A 19,470-nucleotide genomic window follows, 5' to 3' on the forward strand; every position below is an offset into this window, starting at 1 on the left:
CACCCTGATTTATTCCTGCATTAAATCTGTTACTGAACCACCTTCAAATAACCGCGTGATTACTTTGGCAAAAAGTGGTGCCACATTTATTACAAGCACCTTGTTTATAATATTTGTAGTTCCCAGCCTGAAGGGAGGAATGGTATTAGTTACAAATATTTTCTGCAAACAACTTTCCTTCAGGTTTTCTTCAGGTTTCCCTGTAAACAACCCATGGGTTGCAACCGCAAGTACTTTATTGGCACCTGCGTTTTTACAAGCCGTTGCTGCCCTGCCAAGGGTACCACCGGTACTAACCATGTCATCAATAACAATTACAGTCCTGCCTTCAACATTACCAATTATAGTTTCACCCCAAACTTCACCACTGCTACGGTATTTTTCCATAAAGGCCAGCGGCAATTCTTTATTTAGTCTTTTACCAAGCAATCGCTGGAATTGCTCAGCACGCTTGACACCCCCAATATCTGGAGACATAATAACCAGCTCGTCATCTGCAATATCCCGGATAAGGCAATCCGCAAAAAGTGAATTTGCTTCCAGGTTTATTGTGGGGATGCGGAAAGCATTATTAAAAGCCTGGAGATTATGGACATCAATAGTGACAACCTGGTCTGTTCCTGAGGCCTCAAACAATTGTGCAACATACCGTGTAGTTACAGGATCCCTTGGCTTTGATTTCCGGTCCTTACGGGCATAACACAAATAAGGAACTATTGCTGTTACCTGTGCAGCAGAAGCGTCTTTTAAAGCAGAAATAAAAAAAAGAAGCCGGCAAAGTTTATCATTTACACTTTTTGCTGAATCGCTATACAATGACTGTATAACAAAGACATCCTGGTTGCGAACACTTTCCAGGGGCCTGCATTTATGTTCACCATCCTCAAATGATATTTCCTCATGCAAATTCAGGGTTGTACCTAACTCTTTTGCAACCAACTCGCCAAAATCCCTGGAACTATCAAGTGCAAACAGCTTCATACAATATTTTTTAAACCTTTACAGAGCTCGTGATTTCGTCTGGCGGTTCATTATTTTTCCTTGAAACTTCCTCGATTCGGGCATTAAGTTCATTTACAGCTTCAAAAGCAGCCTCTTCATAACTTACGGCTGTCTTATGGACAAAAATCGAATCACCGAAAACAGTCAGGTTTATTTCGCATTTTTTTGCGCCCGTTTCTCCACCTGCCTGCTCGCTCAGGTGGACCTGCGCCCTGGAAATATTTTTATCAAGATGATGATACCCAAGTATTTTGTCGCGAATGAAACTGATCAGCCATTCATTTACCTGTCCTTGCGGAGTTTGAAATTCAATGTTCATAATAATTAGGTCTTACGTTTAACAAATTACTGCCAATATGGAATTCTTAGGGTGAGGGGTGTCATTTCATATTATGATGCTGATCATCAATGCGAAACCAATACAAAGCTGTAAAATCATAACCATTTTTCCGGAATGGCCAAAATCTCCTGACATAGGTCATATATTAAACAATGCAATATTGATAAATTGAAGAAAATCTTGCACATGAAGGTTCAATTAAAAGTCAACAACCTTACGAATCCCTTTACCGTAGAGGAATTGCAAAAAATAATACCCTTCCGGAATGTTGAAGAGCCTGGTATCATAGGCCAGAATCGCGCTGAAAAAGCCATTAGCCTTGGGTTAGGAATCAAATCTTATGGTTTTAATATTTTCGTTTCAGGTGTATCGGGAACCGGAAAACTTACTGCAGTAAAAAGCTATTTAAATGAAATAGCCGTAAAAGAACCAGTACCATCGGACTGGTGTTATATCAATAATTTTGATGACCCCTACCAGCCCAAAAAACTCAGCATGCCTGCAGGCCATGCGATTGAATTGAAGAAAGACATAAAGGCAATCATCCAGGAAGCCAGGCAAAGTTTGGTAAAAGCATTCGAAAGCGAGGAATACGCAAACCGAAAAAGACTTATCCAGGAAAAATATGAAGCACAGGAGAGCACTATAATTAATGCCATAAATCAGCGTGCTGAAAAAGAATCTTTAATAATCAAGCAAACTCCACTGGAAATTTTTACAATACCCATTATTGAAGGAGTCCCTATGACTGATGAACAATTTCTCAGTTTACCAAAAGAAAAGCAGGAAAAAATACACGAAAAACAAAATAAACTGGCTGAAGATGTAAAGGAAGCATTAAGACAAACCAGGAAATTGGCGAAAGCGGCAACTGAAGAATTAAATAAACTCGAAAAGGAAGTAGCAGCATATGCCATCAGCAACTTAATTGAGGACACAGAAGAAAAATACACACAGATACCCGAAGTAATAGAGTACCTCAAAAATCTAAAAAATGATATTTTAGGAAACCTCACCGAATTTTTACTGGCCGACAAAAGCACCGAAAATATTTTAGGTGGGAAAAATCAGGATTTTCTTAAACGATATGAAGTTAATGTCCTTGTTGATAATTCCAGACAGCAGGGAGCCCCGATTATTATTGAAAGCAACCCTACCTATAATAATCTTATTGGACGCGTAGAGAAAGAATCAGTTATGGGAACGCTTTTAACAGATTTCACCATGATAAGGAAGGGGGCACTACACAGTGCAAATGGTGGTTACCTGGTTATCAGGGCTGAAGAATTATTTAAAAATTATTTTTCCTGGGAAGCCCTGAAACGAACCATTAAAAATAAAGAAGTATTAATTGAGGAAGCAACAGACAAACTGGGATACCTGACCACTAAATCAATTAAGCCTGAACCCATTCCATTGAAGGTAAAAGTCATTTTGGTTGGGGATCCACTTTATTACCACCTGTTATACTCATATGATATTGACTTCAGGGAATTATTTAAAGTAAAAGCTGATTTCGATAGTTCCATGAACAGGACGGATGAAAATATTGGTAATTATATTGCATTCATCAATAGTGTATGTGAACTGGAGAAATTAGGGCGGATTCAGGATGGTGCAATGGCAAAAATCATTGAATTTGGCTCAAGGTTGGCAGATGACCAGGGTAAATTGAGTACCCGGCTTGCATTAATTGCCGATATAATCAGGGAAGCAGATTATTACGCATCACAGGAAAAATCATCTCAAATAACACCAATTCATGTGCTTCGTGCAATCAATGAAAAAAATTACCGGGGGAACCTGGTGCAGGAGAAAATAAACGAACTGATTGAGCGCAAACAAATATTTATAGACACTACAGGTAGCAAAACCGGACAGATAAACGGGCTATCGGTAATTGACCTTGGCGATATTTCATTTGGTCGCCCCATTAGAATAACCTGCAGCGTAAACCTGGGCAAGGGAGGTATAATCGCTATTGAACGGGAAGCCGAATTAAGTGGTCCCCTGCATACCAAAGGAGTATTGATTTTAGCAGGATACCTCTCAGAAAAATACTTCCAGGATAAACCAATCAGCCTTTCCGCACGTGTGGTATTTGAACAGTCATATTCTGAGGTAGAAGGAGACAGTGCATCCAGCACAGAATTGTATGCAATACTTTCCAACCTCGCCAATGCGCCAATAAAACAAGGCATTGCAGTAACAGGCTCCGTAAACCAAAAAGGAGAAGTCCAGGCAATAGGCGGGGTAAATGAAAAAATTGAAGGTTATTTTGAATTATGTAAAAAAATTGGCCTAAATGAAGAGCAAGGCGTAATTATTCCTTCGGCAAATAAACAAAACCTGATGCTGAAGGAGGAAGTATTGGAAGCGGTTGCCAATAAAAAATTTAATATCTGGGCGATTGATACTATTGATGATGGCATTGAACTTTTAACCGGATTGCGGGCGGGAAGCATTAATGAAGAAGGAACCATAGCCTACAAAGTAAATACTACACTAATCAATTATTCCGAAAAGATGAAAGAATTTTCTGAAGAAGAAGAAGATAGTGCCGGTGATAATATTTGGGTATCTAACGTAGTTGGATAAACCTGCCTAAAAATTTCCCTATTATGAAAAATGAAACTATAAGCGAAAGCATAAAAATAAATGATACCCTGAAAATAATTTACGACCGCAGGGCAATAAGGAAATATAAAGATAAGCCTGTTGAAATAGAACTAATTGAAAGGATAATTGATGCAGGCCGGATGGCACCTTCAGCAATGAACAGGCAATCCTGGAAATTCCACGTTCTTACCAACACCGAAACTATAAAGGCATTTTCAAAAGAAATAGTAAGTATAGCTGCGAAAAAATTCATTAAAACAGGCTTACGGCAAATAATTAAATCTATTACAAGCATGTTTCATTTTTCTGCGGCCTTTGATGTTTTAAAAAGCGGGGACCCCGTATTTTATTGCGCGCCGGTTGTAATATTCATTTCCGCACCGGTTGATAATGAATGGGCTGAACTTGATATTGGCATGTGCTCGCAAAATATGATGTTGGCGGCTAAATCTATTGGCCTGGATAGTTGCCCCATAGGATTCGGTAAATTTATCCAGCAAACCAAGATATTTTCCCGATTAAAAATACCTGAAACCGAACAGGTTTATTTTTCCATCATTTTGGGATATGGTGATGAAAACCCGGAAATGCACAAAAGGATCAGGGAAAATGTATTTTACATTGATTAAAGGCTTAGCCCGTAAAATATACATTCAGCGAAACTTTTCGTGTTTCTTTTTGATTACCCAATATAAACCTTTAACATTTGTCTCCCATTTCGGCAATAACAATACAATAATAATTTCTTCAATCAATTCAAAGGCTGTAATCAGTACTGTCAAATAAAATAAATTATATAATGGCCTGGGAAGAAAGAAAAGAAGTATCAGGAAAACACCTTGAAAAATAGCGGCAAATTTTGCAGCATAAGTATGAAAGCTGGTTATTTTACGATACCTGATAAGTGCAAGAATAGTCTGTAAAAAAAATAGTACAAATAATATAATCAGCAGGAAACGCTCATAACTTAAAAAATCGGGTTTAAATACAAAAACCCCAACTAATCCGGCAATAATAGTAAGATCGTCAGCAATTGAATCAAGTTTAGTACCGAAAACACTGGCTACATTTAACCTGCGGGCAAGGTAACCGTCTATCAGGTCAGTACAAAAACTAAGGGCTAGTAACCATTTAAACAGATCCAATCTTTCTTTAAAAATCAGCATTATGAGGAAAGGTGCAGCCAACAGGCGATATAAGGTAATTCCATTAACCACATAATAACTTCGTTTATCCATGGTGAAATAATATTAAATAACAGCAAACAAAAGGGGCTGAACCTAACAGGGAGTCAAAGCGGTCGAGCATACCCCCATGTCCGGGTAATATGGTACCTGAATCTTTCAGGTTAAGGCTGCGTTTCATCATCGATTTAACCAGGTCACCGCAAGTTCCGGTTACTATTATAATTACCGCAATAAAGACCCAGTCAATAACGGGAAAAAAAGTAAAAAAATAAGATAAGAGGTAAGATACTAAAATTGCAGATGCCGCCCCTCCTGCACTGCCTTCCCAGGTCTTTTTGGGAGATATACGTTTAAACAAATGATGTATCCCGAAATTTTTACCAATAAAATAGGCCCCGGTATCACTCGCCCAAAGTATAAAAAAATAACCTAAGACCAATTGCAGGTTATAGGTGCCTGGTGGATATGGAAAAAAAGCGAGGGTAATAAAAAAACAAAGCGGAATGGTTATGCAAATGACCCCTAAAAAAGTAAATGCGAGATTATAGAAGGGTTTTTCCGACAAATGAAACAACTCCATCACAAATATGCCGAATGCAATTGGAATAGCCACAAATAGGATCTTCCAGGAAATTATTCCTGCAACATAAAGTGTACAGGCGATTAGCATACTTACTGATAAAATAATGCCGGCAACCTTGCGTGGAAGAAGATCAGTGCTATAAAATAATCGATAAAATTCTAACAGGCTGAGTAAGTCGATGATCAGTACCAAAAATATAAAGCCAAATAAATTCCAACTGACTGTGCCAAGTATAATTATAGCTAATATGATTCCGGTAATAGAACGCTCGGTTAAATTATTTTTTGTTTTTAGGTAATTTGACATATCTGCAGATTAACCTTGCCATACAGCCCAAAACAATTAACAGGCTATTCATTCAGGGCTACATGGCAAGCCATAAAATCACCTTTATCCGGCAGCTTTTTTAACCATCAGTAATTAGCAGGCCCAATGATTATCCCCCCTATTTCCAGGCCGAATCTGGCAACCAGGATATTGCCTCTTTAAAACTATTATTGATATAAAAAAAACTAATATAATATAATTTATCCTTTTCTGAGCTCTAGAATAATATAACTTATTGTTTTTGAATAATTTAGAATGGAATGAGGCATAAGCCAGAAGAAAGCTGGGATAGAGCTAGGAAAGAGCTAGGAAAGACTTACCAATAACATATTTTATTTTCAATTTTTCTCATACCTGTTAAAATCAATAATTTAGGATAAATCTTTCAAAAAAAGAGATAAAATTCATTTTTTATTTATATAATGTATTTTATAATATGAATTATTTTACTGTTTTTATAGTGCTCCCTAATCGAGCAATTGCCTTTATGCTTAAGGAAAATCAAAAAGGACCGGTAAAATAATTTGTTCAGATCAATGACCACTTGTTTTATAAAAATCCTTATTCCCCCTTTTACCATTACCTAAATTAAAGTGGTTAAAATGAATTCTTCATTTGGTATGGATAAAATTGGCCTCAATACAAATTAATGACAACATGAAAAATGTACACCTCAAATTTTTAACCGTTGCTTCGATCTGTATATTCTTTTTTTCATCGATTTCATATGCCCAACCTGGACCGAAAGTATTAGTCGTGAATGCACACCCCGATGATGAAACCAGTTTCCCTATCATATTATATAAAATAACCCATGATTTGAAAGGCACGGTAGACCTGGCTTTAATCACCGATGGCCAGGGTGGCTTTAATGGATCAGAACTGGGTTCGGAATATTATGGTTACAACCTTACCGATTCGGTGGTGGGCAGGTCGGAGCTACCCAGGATCCGTAAAAAAGAATTGATGCTAGCCGGTGATATAATGGGTATCAGGCAATATTATTTTTTTGACCAGCGCGATGATTATTACCACCTGGACCCAATGCCTTATGTAAGCGGACTCAGATGGGATGTTCCCTTTATTGAAAAAAAGCTGGATCAAATCCTGGCAGCCGGCCAATATGATTATATCATTACCATGTTACCGTATGCCGGACAGCATGGTCATCATAAAACCGCTGTAATCATGGCGCTAAGGGCATTACAGCGATACAAGGGCGAAAAACGACCCGTAATAATTGCAGGAAGTACCTATAAAGATGAAACTCCTGATGCATACACGGTGCTTGAAGGATTTCCCGAAACTGCAGTTAAGAAAAAAGCACCTTCTTACTATCTTGATGTAGCCACGCATTTTGGTCATGGAAAGCAGGTTTCTTATAAAACTGTTGCACAATGGGTAATTGCCTGTTACAAGTCTCAGGGGGATATGCAGGAAAACCCATTGTACAAAGGTGACAAGGAGACTTTCAGGTTGTTCGACATAAATGATGATACCGCTATTCAAAAAACTTCACAGTTATTTGAGCAACTCAGGAAAAGCGGGTATTCGGCGCAACAATAACTGATCTCATTATCCTATTATAGATTTTATACGGTCAGACAATCGTAAACTTAATGCAACATAAGTCAGTGTTGGATTAGGAGCTGCGGCTGTTACATAACAGGAAGCACCAGCAACGTGCAAATTGGCAATACTATGTACTCATTTTCACACGGCCAAGTCCCGGATCGGGGCCTGAATAACTAAAGGTAGGTACAGTTAATAAAACTGTTGTAAAAGCTGATAGTTCAAGAAATTCACATCTTCTATTACCAAGGTTATTCCAAATAAACCACCCTTGATTTTCATTTGTTCTTCTTTCCTTCTAAATCGGCAAGGATTTTTACGACCTCTTCATCCTTGAACTCCTTCGCTAGTTTCTTCAGTTCCTTTTTTAATTCTTCAGTCTGCTTATCATATCCATGTTTGCCATAGAGGTTATTCATTTCAGACTTATCAGATTTCAGGTCATATAATTCCCATTCATTAATTGGCCCATAAAACCTGATAAGTTTATACCGCATTGTCCTGACCCCAAAATGTGGGGCTACCTTATGAGGTTCAGGATATTCATAATAGTGATAGTACATCGACTTGCGCCACACTTCAGTTGAATGAGAACCTGTCAATTGCTTTGCAAAGCTCTTTCCCTGGATATCGGCAGGAACCGGTACGCTGGCCATATCCAGCAAAGTAGGTGCAAAGTCAATATTAACTACCATGTCATTCAGCCTCGTTCCCGGTTTGATCCAGCCGGGATATTTAATCATAAAAGGAGTTCGCAGGCTTTCTTCGTACATGAACCGCTTGTCGAACCAGCCATGTTCCCCCATATAAAAACCCTGATCAGAAGTGTACACAACAATAGTGTTCTCTGCGAGTCCTGTTGAATCAAGGTATCTAAGGATACGGCCAATATTCCTGTCAAGTGACCTGGCCGTAGAAAGATAATCTTTCATGTAGCGCTGGTATTTCCACTTCACCAGTTCTTTGGGGTTATTTTTCACCTTGTCATATTCTCCGGCCACACGATCATAATATTCCCTATACGCCTTTTTTTCATTTTGGTGCATGCGACCAAACATGTTTGGTTTATCGTAATTGGCCCTGATCTTCAGGTCGGCTCCAACGGTCATGGTATTGTCGATTGTCATATCCTGTTCAAGAGCGGCCCTGCGATTGTCATACTTATCAAAGAAATTTTCCGGCAATGGAAAATTCACGTTATCGAAAGCTCCAAGGTCCTTGATGTCGGGCATCCAGTTTCTATGTGTTGCCTTTTCGCCAATAACCAGGAAGAATGGTTTTGAACTATCCCTTTCCCCCAGCCAGGCCAGTGAAAAATCACTGATCAGGTTGGTAACATAGCCTTCATGCCGGATCGTATCATTTTTCATATTAATAAAATCAGGCTGGAAATAATTTCCCTGGTCTGGCAATATTGTCCAATAATCAAATCCCTGTGGCAATGATTGCAGGTGCCATTTCCCGATCCAGGCAGTTTCATAACCCCGGTTTCCAAGTAATTTCTGCAGCTGTTGCTGATTCCCATCAAACCTTCGTTCAGCGGAATTGTCTTTCAACCCGTTCAGATGGCTGTATTTTCCCGTCAGCAATACAGCCCTGCTAGGGGCACAGATAGAATTGGTAACGAATGTGTTCCCCAGTATGGCTCCTTCTTTTGCAATACGATCGATCGAAGGTGTGGACATCAGCTTACTTCCATAAGCACTGATAGTTTGTTGTGTATGGTCGTCCGAAAGGATCACAAGGATATTAGGGCGCTTATTCTGCGCGTAGGAATTGTAGTGATAAACAGAGGTAAAAAAGAGTATAAAAAGGATCGTTAAGCGTTGGTGCATTTGACAAAAGAATTCTATTAAAAGGTTAAAAGTTAGCGCATTTAATAAGATAAATCACATAATATCAAAGCATAAACAATCGCCATAACTGAGTTACGAAAAAACAAACCGTTAATCCTATTGCAACAGGTAGAAAAGTTGAAACCAGTGTCCATTTCAGACTATTGGTTTCTTTGTAAATCGTATAGATGGTTGTAGAGCAGGGATTATGCAATAAACTGAACAACATCAGGTTTACTGCTGTCATAAGCGTCCAGCCGCCAGCCTGTAAAATATCCTTAATATCAGCTAATGAACCCGATTGAAACAGTACACCAGCCCCTTCACCCATTCCTATAATGCCGGTACTTACCACAGTCAGCATCAGAATAGTAGGTATCACAATCTCATTAGCAGGAATGGCGATAATATAGGCAAGAAGAATAACACCATTCAATCCGAATAAAAGCGCAAAGGGATTTGCCCAATGGATAAAATGTTCTGCAAGACTAGAACCGCTAACCTGGATATTAGCCAGTAGCCAGATCACAACACCGGCGGGAGCAGCGAAAATTATAGCCCGCCATAAAACAAAGACAGATCTGTCTATCAGTGACGTATATAGTGTTTTCAGAATTCGGGGTGGCCTGTAAGGTGGTAATTCCAAACTAAAAGCAGAGGCCTCGCCTTTTAGGATCGATTTACTTAAACCCCAGGATACAACCAGGCTAAAGAAAATACCTAATACAGCAATCCCGACAACGGCCCCTGCCGAAAGAATGCCGGCCCAATGAGGTGAAGCCGCACTGCCAATGAATAAGGTTGCAATTAATATCTGTGTTGGCCACCTTCCATTACATAAAGAAAAATTGTTCGTTATTATGGCAACCAGTCTTTCACGGGGGCTGTCAATTATGCGGGTGGCAATCACTCCCGCAGCATTACACCCAAAACCCATGCTTAATGTCAATGCCTGTTTTCCATGCGCTCCTGCTTTCCTGAAAAGACTGTCCATATTGAATGCTACCCTGGGGAGATAGCCCAGGTCTTCCAATAATGTAAAAAGTGGAAAAAATATTGCCATGGGTGGAAGCATAACGGATACAACCCATGCAACAGAAATGTATGCACCATCAACAAGGACTCCAGTAAGCCAGTGTGGCATCCCAATATTTGCAGCAAATCCTTTTAAAAAAGGGTGAATTGTATCCAGGAATAATCCGGAAAGTAAGCGGGATGGATAATTTGCCCCCGCTATTGTTATCCAAAAAACTACAGCCAGTACAAGAAACATAATTGGAAATCCCAGCAAACGGCTTGTAACAATTTTGTCGATGGATTTATCTAAATAATAACCTCGCTGCTCCCCTTTTATTTCAACTGTTTTCCTGGCGATCCTGGTTGCGTCCTCATAAATTGATTCAATAACTATATCATGAAGATCTACTCCCAGGTCCCACCGCAGCTTATTGGCAAGGGAAAGTATGGCCTCCTCTTCCTTCTCTGTATTATTACTAGCTGCCATTTTAAATCAGTTTGTTGATAATTCTGCTCCCAGTTTTTCCAACTCCCGTGTTTCCACTGCTTCAATAATTCTTTGATCGCCTTCCAGTAATCTCAGGGCGACCCAGTTAAGGTTTGGCAATCCAGGAAAAAATTGGGCTAACTTTTCAGATAATATTGTAATGGCGCCGTTTAGTTTTGCTGACCTGCTTTTAATCCGGTGGGGCCTGCAGATAAATCTGCCTGTAGCAATTTCTTCAATTGTGGTAATCAGTTCACTCATTCCTGTTTTCTGGCGTGCGTTTGTTGCAATAACAGGAATTCCCAATTCCTTACTAAGCGAACGAACATCTATATTAATATTGTTTCTCTTTGCCTCATCCATCAGGTTCAGGCATAACACAGCGCGATCAGTAATTTCCAGAATTTGCAAAACCAGGTTAAGGTTTCTTTCAAGCCTTGTTGCATCTGCTACAATCACTGTAACATCGGGCTTTCCGAATAAAATAAAATTTCTCGCAACTTCCTCTTCGCTACTGGTAGAAAGCAACGAATACGTGCCAGGCAGGTCAACCAATTTATAAAATTTGCCACCATAGGAAAAACCTCCTTCAGCGCGTGTCACTGTTTTTCCAGGCCAGTTACCGGTATGTTGCCGTAAGCCTGTCAGGTTATTAAAGACTGTGCTTTTACCCGTATTTGGATTGCCTGCTACTGCTACCACATAATCAGCTTTATTCATTGCAACACCAAGCCTGACAAGATTTTCTTTGTGGTGAAAACTACAATTTTCGCAATTTGATTGATTATTCATTGTCCAGCAATTACCCGGTTTACAAAAATATGATCAGCTTGTTTTTTTCTTATGGCAATATTTGCGCCTAATATCCGGTAGGCTACCGGATCGCCTGAAGCACTTTTCAATTCTGCAGTGACCAAAGTGCCGGGTATGATGCCAAGGTCCATTAATCGTCTTCGCTGCTGCCCGCGGCAACTGGGAGAAATTCCTTTTATTTCGGCCTTCTCCCCCAATTTTAAAGAAGACAGCAACGCATAGTTTACCTGAATTTCATGTGGTATCAATACTACTGTGACTGCTGAAGCAAAATGAGAAGTCAGCAAACACTCTTCATTATTAGCAATAAACTTTATTTTTCCATCTGCGGATTCAATAACATGTAACTGCGTTCCGGGGTACAGGCCCAAGGCCATAAGTTGCGCGTAGATTACTTTAGGTTCATCTTCTACATGTACGATACGGCCAGTATCACCAACTTTTAGAGCGCTTAAAGGTTGACCCGTATGTTCAGGAATTTCTCCTGTTGAGGAGGGTATCGGGTCACCATGGGGATCAAAAACCGGATTTCCTATTTGTGCAGCCAGACGGTCTGCCTCTTCAATTGAAAGTCGATGTTCTTTTTGATCGGCAGCTTCATGCCATTCAAGATGTCCGGCTCCTGTTACGTCAGCCAGGTATTTCTCCCATATCCGGTGTAAACGAATGACCTGCAAAGCGTAGGACCTGCCTGAATCAGTAAGGGAGAAAGTATCTCCATGAACTGCAATCAATCCCATCGACGTTAAATGCCCGAGTAATCTGGCCGCTTTCTCTTCAGAAATATCCAGATTTGAAGCTATACTCTGCAGCCCGCAAAAAATGTTTTTATACTCACAATCGAAAAGAAATTTTAGCGCATCCTCAACCTGTTCACGATGGGTATTGTGCCGGGATCTCAATAATATTGAGATCAAACCTATATTGGGCCAGAAAATAAAACCGATGAATATAAGAGTTGCCACTCCAATCAGTAATGCCCAGGCTGGATTTATCATATTAGACATTTCCGGTTTTTTGTAAATTCCGAATATGCTATTAATTCTGACTAATTAAAATGACTTATGTCATGTTTTACCATGAATCTAGTTCCCTGTTAGAAACTGCAACAGGATACAAATCCAAGTTTAATATTAACCAATCAATGCAGTATGGTTTGGGAAAACCTCAAAAAAGTGTTGCGGTAAAATAAAAGGCCAAAACAGGAAATATCTCAGCAATATTTAAAAGCAGTCAAAACAGATTTTTGTTCACAGGTTAAGTTAGCGCAGGGTTAATTACGGTAAACTATTCCGAAGGAACAGCATACTTTTAGTATAAAAAAGGCAAAAAAATAGGTCACTGAAATTCAGCGACCTATTTTTTTTGTGATCCGGCTGGGACTCGAACCCAGGGCCCATACATTAAAAGTGTATTGCTCTACCAACTGAGCTACCAGATCAACTTTCTTTAGCGAAACAGCTCCCTATTTCGTTTTGGGAGTGCAAAAATAAGGATAAAACAATTGTTCCCAAATTTTTTACTGACTTTTTTAAAAAAAGGCTTTGAGAACCTTTTCCCCTTTTCTCCATCTTCACAATTCTTCAACCATCTTTTTTGGGTAGGTTTGCTGTATAATTTGCAAAACCCATTATGTCTTCTTTTTTTACCAATAAAGTCATTGCCATCACCGGAGGAAGTGAAGGTATCGGAAAAGCCCTTATAGATGCATTAATTCCCCTTGGTGCAAAAGTAGCCACCTGCGGCCGCAATTATGACAAGTTGTATAACCTGCAGATGGAATATACCAATGTGATGCTGCACACTGTTGTTGCAGATGTCAGCAAAGAATCTGAATGCAGGAAATTTATTGAATCTACTATTGAGACCTTTGGGGACATTGATATTATCATCAACAATGCCGGTATTTCCATGCGGGCCCTTTTTGAGGATGCAAATACCGAAGTTTTCCGCAAGGTGATGGATGTGAATTTCTTTGGAAGCGTGTATTGCACTAAGTATGCATTGCCCTCACTCATCAGGCGCCATGGGGTAATTGTTGGGATTTCATCCATTGCCGGTTACCGGGGGCTACCCGGAAGAAGTGCTTATTCCGCTTCCAAGTTTGCCCTTCAGGGCTGGCTCGAAGCCCTGCGTACTGAATTATTGGAAAAAGAAGTGCACGTAATGTGGGTATCGCCTGGATTTACCAGCTCCAATATCAGGAATGCAGCACTCGATGCCTCGGCAAAAGCACATGGCAAGACCCCAATGGATGAGGAAAAAATGATGTCTTCAGAAGAATGTGCCGAACATATCCTGCACGCCATTGAAAAAAGGAAACGCAGCGAAGTGCTAACGTTTACGGGTAAACGTACCGTTTTCATGAACAGGTTTTTCCCTTCCTGGGCAGATAAACTTACCCACCAGTTTTTTTTCAAGGATGGCAAATTGGTGAAGTAGTACATTTGCACCCAAGCATTCATGGCATTAATCACCTTAACCTCAGATATCGGAAACCAGGACTACCTGGCAGGGGCCGTTAAAGGGCAGTTGCTGCAGATAGACCCGGGTTTTCAATTCGTGGACATCACGCACCAGATCAGTCCGTTTAATTACCCGCAGGCTGCCTACATCTGCCGGAATGCTTTCCGCCACTTCCCTGAATTTACCTTTCACCTTGTTTTGGTTAACCTTTTCGAGAGAAAACCCGACCAGCTTATCTTAGCCTTTCACCAGAACCAATACATCCTTTGTGCAGATAACGGTTTGTTGGGCATGATCCTTGAAGACAGGCCGGAAATGGTGATCGGCCTTCCCTGCGATAAGAATGCGATCAGAAGTACCTTATATTGTACCGGTGTTTTCGGAAATGCAATCGCTGCAATCGGCCGCGGGGAAAGGCTTTCAGATATTGGCGAACCCGATGTTGTTTACATTGAGAAGAACCCGCTTAAACCTTTACTGAGCGATGCCTGGATTGAAGGCCAGATTATATATATAGATAATTTTGAAAACGTTATTGTGAATATTACCCGGGAACAGTTTGAATCGCAAAGGAAAGGACGCAGGTTTTCGATCGTTTTCAAGCGCGATGAAGTGATTGAAAAGATCTCGGAAACTTATGCTGATGTGCCTGAGGGTGAGAAACTGGCCCTTTTCAATTCAGCAGGGTACCTGGAAATCGCCATTAACAAAGGAAATGCTGCCGGATTGTTCGGATTACAGGGTTACCTGGAGCAGGCCCAGAACGCTTACCTGCAAAATCGGCTCTTTTATCAAACTGTTAAGATCTTATTTGCATAATTTAACTTGCCCTGTTCCCGCATTGGGAACGCCAGATTCTTATATTTGCCTCGCCTTTTCTAAACCAACGCTTTATGAATTTTAACAAAGTGAACAACATTGTCGGCTGGGTGGTATGCGTTATAGCCTGCTCAGTGTACCTGTTGACAATGGAAGCCACAGCCAGCTTATGGGATTGTGGTGAATTTATTTCCAGTGTATTTAAATTGCAAGTACCCCACCCGCCCGGGGCTCCCCTTTTTGTATTACTAGGCCGCCTTTTCATTGTTGTTTTTGGTGGACATAATCCTGCCAAAGCCGTTAATATTTTAAGTGCGCTAAGCAGTGGTTTCACTATTCTCTTCCTCTTCTGGACGATCACCCATTTTGCTAAAAAACTTGTGGGAAAAGGTCTTGCGGAATTAAGCGGACAACAGACATTCGCTATTATGAGTGCCGGGGTAGTTGGTGCTTTAGCCTATACCTTCACTGATTCCTTCTGGTTCAGTGCAGTGGAAGGTGAAGTGTATGCCATGTCTTCCTTATTCACTGCCCTGGTTTTCTGGGCGATCCTAAAATGGGAACACAATGCCGACAAACCTGGCGCTGATAAATGGATCATTTTCATTTTCTTCATGATGGGACTGTCAATTGGGGTGCATTTACTTGGACTTTTGACCATACCTGCAATTGTAATGGTATATTATTTTAAAAGATACCAGCCTACACCCTGGGGTACATTCTGGGCCTTTATGGTAGGCTGTGGTATTACCGGATTTGTTCAGGTTGCGGTGATCCAATGGACAGTTAAACTGGCCGGTTGGTTTGATATCCGTTTCGTAAATGGATTGGGTATGCCATTCTTCTCAGGCTTTATCTTCTTCTTCATATTATTGGCTGCTATTCTTTGGCTGGGCCTGTATATGGCAAAAAAGAACCATTGGAACTTTGTGCGCCTGGGCATCTGGTGCGTAATCTTCATGCTACTTGGTTATTCCAGCTATATTACCACGATGATCCGTTCCAATGCTAATCCGGCTGTTGACATGTATAATGTTGATAACCCGAATTCACTGGTCGGCTACCTTGGCCGTGATCAATATGGTGATTTCCCATTGTTATATGGACAGGTATTTACTGCCTCCCCAAGTGAATACGAGCAAACTTCCATGAAGTATACCAAGGGTGAAAAATCCTACGAGGAAGTGGGTTATGACATTAAACCAGTGTATGCACCTGAAGATAAAATGATTTTCCCCCGTGTATGGGATGCCAGTAATGACCAGGGGCATGCCAATTTTTATAAGGAATGGCTTGGGCTTGCAGACGGCGAAAAGCCGAACATGGGTAATAATATCAATTTCTTTTTCAGTTACCAGTTGAATTGGATGTACTGGCGCTATTTTATGTGGAATTTTGCCGGAAAACAAAACGATATCCAGGGATTTGGCCCGGGTAATGTTCGGGATGGTAACTGGCTCAGTGGCATATCTCCAATTGATAACCTTAGGCTTGGCAACCAGGATGCAATGCCTGATAGCATCAAAAATAATAAAGCCAATAATAAATTATATTTCCTCCCCCTTTTACTGGGAATATTCGGGGCCATCTACCAGTATTTCGCCAATCGCCGTGATTTCCTGGTTGTTGGTCTGTTGTTTTTCTTTACCGGCATCGCTATTGTATTATACCTTAACCAGGCGGGAAACCAGCCACGTGAGCGGGATTATGCCTATGTAGGTTCATTTTATGCCTTCGCTATCTGGATAGGTTTGGGTGTTTTGCAGGTCAGGGAATGGCTTATGCGCAAAACCAGCGAATCAGTATCCAACGTTAGTGCAGCCCTGGTTTGCCTGCTGGCTGTTCCTGTAATTATGGGCTCCCAGGAATGGGATGACCATGACCGCAGTAAAAAAGTACTGGCACGTGACCTTGCAAAAGATTACCTGGAAAGTTGCCCGCCAAATGCCATCCTGTTTACCTATGGTGATAATGACACATACCCGCTTTGGTATGCACAGGAAGTAGAAAATATCCGTCCTGATATCAGGGTTATAAATAATAGTTTATTAGGCATCGACTGGTATATTAACCAGCTACGCTATAAAGTCAATGAAAGCGCACCGATTGATGTAATCTGGTCTGAAGAGCAGATTCGTGGCCGCAATCGCGATTATATCGTATATAATCCGCGTCCGGATGTAAACCAGGAAAAATTTTATGACCTGTATGATGTCATGAAAAATGTTGTGGGCAGCGAAGACCCCGCATTCAAAGTTGCCTTACAGGGAGGAGAATCGATCAACTACATGCCAGCTAAGAAATTCATCCTGCCTGTTGATGAGAAATTTGTTCGTGAAAATGGTACAGTGAATAAAACTGACAGTGTTATTAATCAATTGCCCATTGTAATTCCGGAAAATAAGAGCACACTGTTAAAGAACGACCTGGCTGTATTGAATATCATTGCCGCTAACAAATGGAAAAGGCCAATCTGTTTCACTGCGCCTTATACAGCATCTGAACTGGGTTTTGGCAATTATGTCAGGAAAGATGGCATGACTTACAGGCTTGTTCCGATAGCAAATAATTCGGGCTTCAACACAGATTGGATGGTTGATAAACTCCGTACTAAATTCGGATTTGGAAGTGCTGATATCAAAGGTGTGTATTTTGATGAACAGAATCGTTTGCACCTGAACAGTATTCGCGCTGCATATGCTGATGGTGCAGCATCCCTGGCCGACCAAAACCGCAAAGATGAAGCTAAGCAACTGCTGGATATTGCTGATAAGGGTATCCTGGATGTCAACCTCCCTTATGCCATGGTAAGCAAAAACAACCAGCACAACTACTTTAACTTTAAATTCCTGGAAGCAGCCTATAAAGCCGGGCATAAAGAACTTGCTGATAAAGTTTCTAAAGCTTTACACAAGGATTTTGACCAGCAAATTAAGTACTACGCCCAATTGCCTGAAAGGAAACAGGAGGCCATGCGGCAGGAAATTGCAGGGGCACAGCAATTATCACAGATGCTGGATATGCTAGATAAAAACTACCAAAGTGGAAGTACAGTGCAGCCATCCCTTGAAAACAATGGGGTGATTGCCCCTGCTGCCGATAGTAATAAGAAGAAATAGTTCTACATTTTATAAACGCCAGACCAGAAAGCAGGGAATCCACTTTTTGGTCTGGCGTTTTATTTTAACGAACCGGAACGCCATTTTTTTGTTATCCATTATAATCATTTCGTCGTAATTTGACAAAGAGGAGTTGAAATATTATGAAGGGATATTTATTTACAGGGTTCCGGCCCGACGAATCAGGAAAATCAGCTTTTGAACAATTGCTGGATATCTTTCTCCAGTTACTCACCTATACAAACGGGGATGTAGCGGAGGCATTGAAATGGCTGAATCAACTTGATCGCGAATATGAGATGACCAGGCCTGAGTATGGAATGGGCGATTTCATCGAAGATCTTAAAGCAAAAGGATATATTGATGAGGATCCCGGTAACGGAAGCATCAAAATCACCCCAAAAACCGAACAAGGCATCCGCAAGAAATCACTGGAGGAAATTTTTGGCAAACTAAAAAAAAGCAAACAGGGCAACCACCAATCTTTTAAACCAGGTTTGGGTGATGAATTGAACCCGGAAACAAGGCCATTCAGGTTTGGGGATATGCTGGAGCAGATTGATTTTACAGAAAGCATCAGGAATGCTCAGATCAATCATGGTATAGAAGCTTTTAACCTCCGCGAAGACGACTTGCAGATCAGGGAAACTGATTTTAAAGCACAGACATCAACTGTGTTGATGATCGACATTTCCCATTCCATGATTTTATATGGTGAAGACAGGATCACTCCGGCTAAAAAAGTAGCCATGGCGCTCAGTGAACTGATTACCACCCGCTACCCGAAAGACACATTGGATATCGTAGTTTTCGGAAATGACGCCTGGCCTGTTGAAATAAAGGACCTGCCTTATTTACAGGTTGGTCCATACCATACCAATACCGTTGCCGGACTTGAACTTGCCATGGACCTGCTGAGACGCAGAAGGAATCCTAACAAACAGATCTTCATGATCACTGATGGCAAACCTACCTGCCTTAAAATTGGAAAACGTTATTATAAAAACAGTTTTGGACTAGACAGGAAAATTACCACCCGTTGCCTTAACCTGGCGGCCCAATGTAAAAAACTGAAAATTCCTATCACGACTTTCATGATCGCTTCAGATCCATATTTGCAAAGATTCGTGAATGAGTTTACAGAAACCAACCAGGGGAAGGCCTATTTCGCTTCGCTGGATCACCTGGGCGCCTTCATCTTTAAAGATTTCGAAAGCGGTAAAAGAAAAACACTGTATTAAGAATGGCAAATCGGATGAAAGAAGAAAAGGAAAATTGAACAAA

15 protein-coding genes and 1 tRNA gene are annotated in these 19,470 nt (G+C 40.7%); 7 read left to right on the forward strand and 9 right to left on the reverse strand.

The features are described 5' to 3' along the window. Positions 1 to 9: 9 nt before the first annotated feature. Both LAQ65_RS04315 and LAQ65_RS04320 read right to left on the reverse strand, forming a co-directional pair. Entirely contained in the window at positions 10 to 981 is a 972-nt protein-coding gene (locus LAQ65_RS04315) for a ribose-phosphate diphosphokinase (RefSeq protein WP_224115710.1), read from the reverse strand. Between the two features lie 10 nt (positions 982 to 991). Then, entirely contained in the window at positions 992 to 1,321 is a 330-nt protein-coding gene (locus LAQ65_RS04320; RefSeq protein ID WP_224115711.1) for an HPF/RaiA family ribosome-associated protein, read from the reverse strand. A gap of 207 nt (positions 1,322 to 1,528) precedes the next feature. On the opposite strand from LAQ65_RS04320, the gene LAQ65_RS04325 reads away from it, so the two are divergent. Further along, positions 1,529 to 3,940, forward strand: a complete 2,412-nt coding sequence (locus LAQ65_RS04325) for a Lon protease family protein (protein ID WP_224115712.1) — start codon at positions 1,529 to 1,531, stop codon at positions 3,938 to 3,940. Positions 3,941 to 3,963: 23 nt separating this feature from the next. Then, positions 3,964 to 4,590 (forward strand): nitroreductase, encoded by a 627-nt coding sequence (locus tag LAQ65_RS04330; RefSeq protein ID WP_224115713.1) that lies wholly within the window; start codon positions 3,964 to 3,966, stop codon positions 4,588 to 4,590. A 24-nt stretch (positions 4,591 to 4,614) separates the two neighbouring features. Here the strand turns inward: LAQ65_RS04330 and LAQ65_RS04335 are convergent, their stop codons facing one another. Next, complete coding sequence (locus LAQ65_RS04335) at positions 4,615 to 5,199, reverse strand: CDP-alcohol phosphatidyltransferase family protein (protein ID WP_224115714.1); 585 nt, start codon at positions 5,197 to 5,199, stop codon at positions 4,615 to 4,617. Continuing rightward, on the reverse strand, positions 5,192 to 6,037 hold the full coding sequence (locus LAQ65_RS04340; protein ID WP_224115715.1) for a phosphatidate cytidylyltransferase: 846 nt from the start codon (positions 6,035 to 6,037) through the stop codon (positions 5,192 to 5,194). The genes LAQ65_RS04335 and LAQ65_RS04340 overlap by 8 nt, the downstream gene beginning before the upstream one ends. A gap of 678 nt (positions 6,038 to 6,715) precedes the next feature. Here LAQ65_RS04340 and LAQ65_RS04345 point away from each other — a divergent pair. Beyond that, entirely contained in the window at positions 6,716 to 7,624 is a 909-nt protein-coding gene (locus LAQ65_RS04345) for a PIG-L family deacetylase (RefSeq protein ID WP_224115716.1), read from the forward strand. Between the two features lie 284 nt (positions 7,625 to 7,908). On the opposite strand, the gene LAQ65_RS04350 is transcribed toward LAQ65_RS04345, so the two are convergent. From LAQ65_RS04350 to LAQ65_RS04370, 5 genes are all read right to left on the reverse strand, one after another. Next, a complete protein-coding gene (locus LAQ65_RS04350; RefSeq protein WP_224115717.1) occupies positions 7,909 to 9,465 on the reverse strand; it encodes a sulfatase family protein in 1,557 nt (518 codons plus the stop codon). 64 nt (positions 9,466 to 9,529) lie between these two features. Further along, complete coding sequence (locus LAQ65_RS04355) at positions 9,530 to 10,969, reverse strand: nucleoside recognition domain-containing protein (protein WP_224115718.1); 1,440 nt, start codon at positions 10,967 to 10,969, stop codon at positions 9,530 to 9,532. Between the two features lie 6 nt (positions 10,970 to 10,975). Then, complete coding sequence (locus tag LAQ65_RS04360) at positions 10,976 to 11,761, reverse strand: FeoB small GTPase domain-containing protein (RefSeq protein ID WP_224115719.1); 786 nt, start codon at positions 11,759 to 11,761, stop codon at positions 10,976 to 10,978. Next, positions 11,758 to 12,789: a metal-dependent transcriptional regulator gene (locus tag LAQ65_RS04365; protein ID WP_224115720.1), complete on the reverse strand. Its 1,032-nt coding sequence runs from the start codon at positions 12,787 to 12,789 to the stop codon at positions 11,758 to 11,760. Before LAQ65_RS04365 ends, LAQ65_RS04360 begins: the two co-directional genes overlap by 4 nt. 361 nt (positions 12,790 to 13,150) lie before the next feature. Beyond that, positions 13,151 to 13,223 (reverse strand) — tRNA-Lys (locus LAQ65_RS04370). Between the two features lie 191 nt (positions 13,224 to 13,414). On the opposite strand from LAQ65_RS04370, the gene LAQ65_RS04375 reads away from it, so the two are divergent. The 4 genes from LAQ65_RS04375 (at position 13,415) to LAQ65_RS04390 (ending at position 19,427) form a co-directional block, all read left to right on the forward strand. Then, complete coding sequence (locus LAQ65_RS04375) at positions 13,415 to 14,224, forward strand: SDR family oxidoreductase (protein WP_224115721.1); 810 nt, start codon at positions 13,415 to 13,417, stop codon at positions 14,222 to 14,224. Positions 14,225 to 14,245: 21 nt separating this feature from the next. Then, on the forward strand, positions 14,246 to 15,067 hold the full coding sequence (locus LAQ65_RS04380; protein ID WP_224115722.1) for an SAM hydrolase/SAM-dependent halogenase family protein: 822 nt from the start codon (positions 14,246 to 14,248) through the stop codon (positions 15,065 to 15,067). A 74-nt stretch (positions 15,068 to 15,141) separates the two neighbouring features. After that, positions 15,142 to 18,186, forward strand: coding sequence for a glycosyltransferase family 117 protein (locus tag LAQ65_RS04385; RefSeq protein ID WP_224115723.1), 3,045 nt, complete (start codon positions 15,142 to 15,144; stop codon positions 18,184 to 18,186). A 143-nt stretch (positions 18,187 to 18,329) separates the two neighbouring features. Beyond that, positions 18,330 to 19,427 carry a vWA domain-containing protein gene (locus LAQ65_RS04390; protein WP_224115724.1) on the forward strand — a complete coding sequence of 366 codons (1,098 nt, stop codon included), beginning with the start codon at positions 18,330 to 18,332 and terminating at the stop codon, positions 19,425 to 19,427. Positions 19,428 to 19,470 lie beyond the last annotated feature (43 nt).

It is taken from the genome of Flavihumibacter profundi, from assembly GCF_020076305.1.
In the GTDB taxonomy this organism is placed as follows: domain Bacteria; phylum Bacteroidota; class Bacteroidia; order Chitinophagales; family Chitinophagaceae; genus Flavihumibacter; species Flavihumibacter profundi.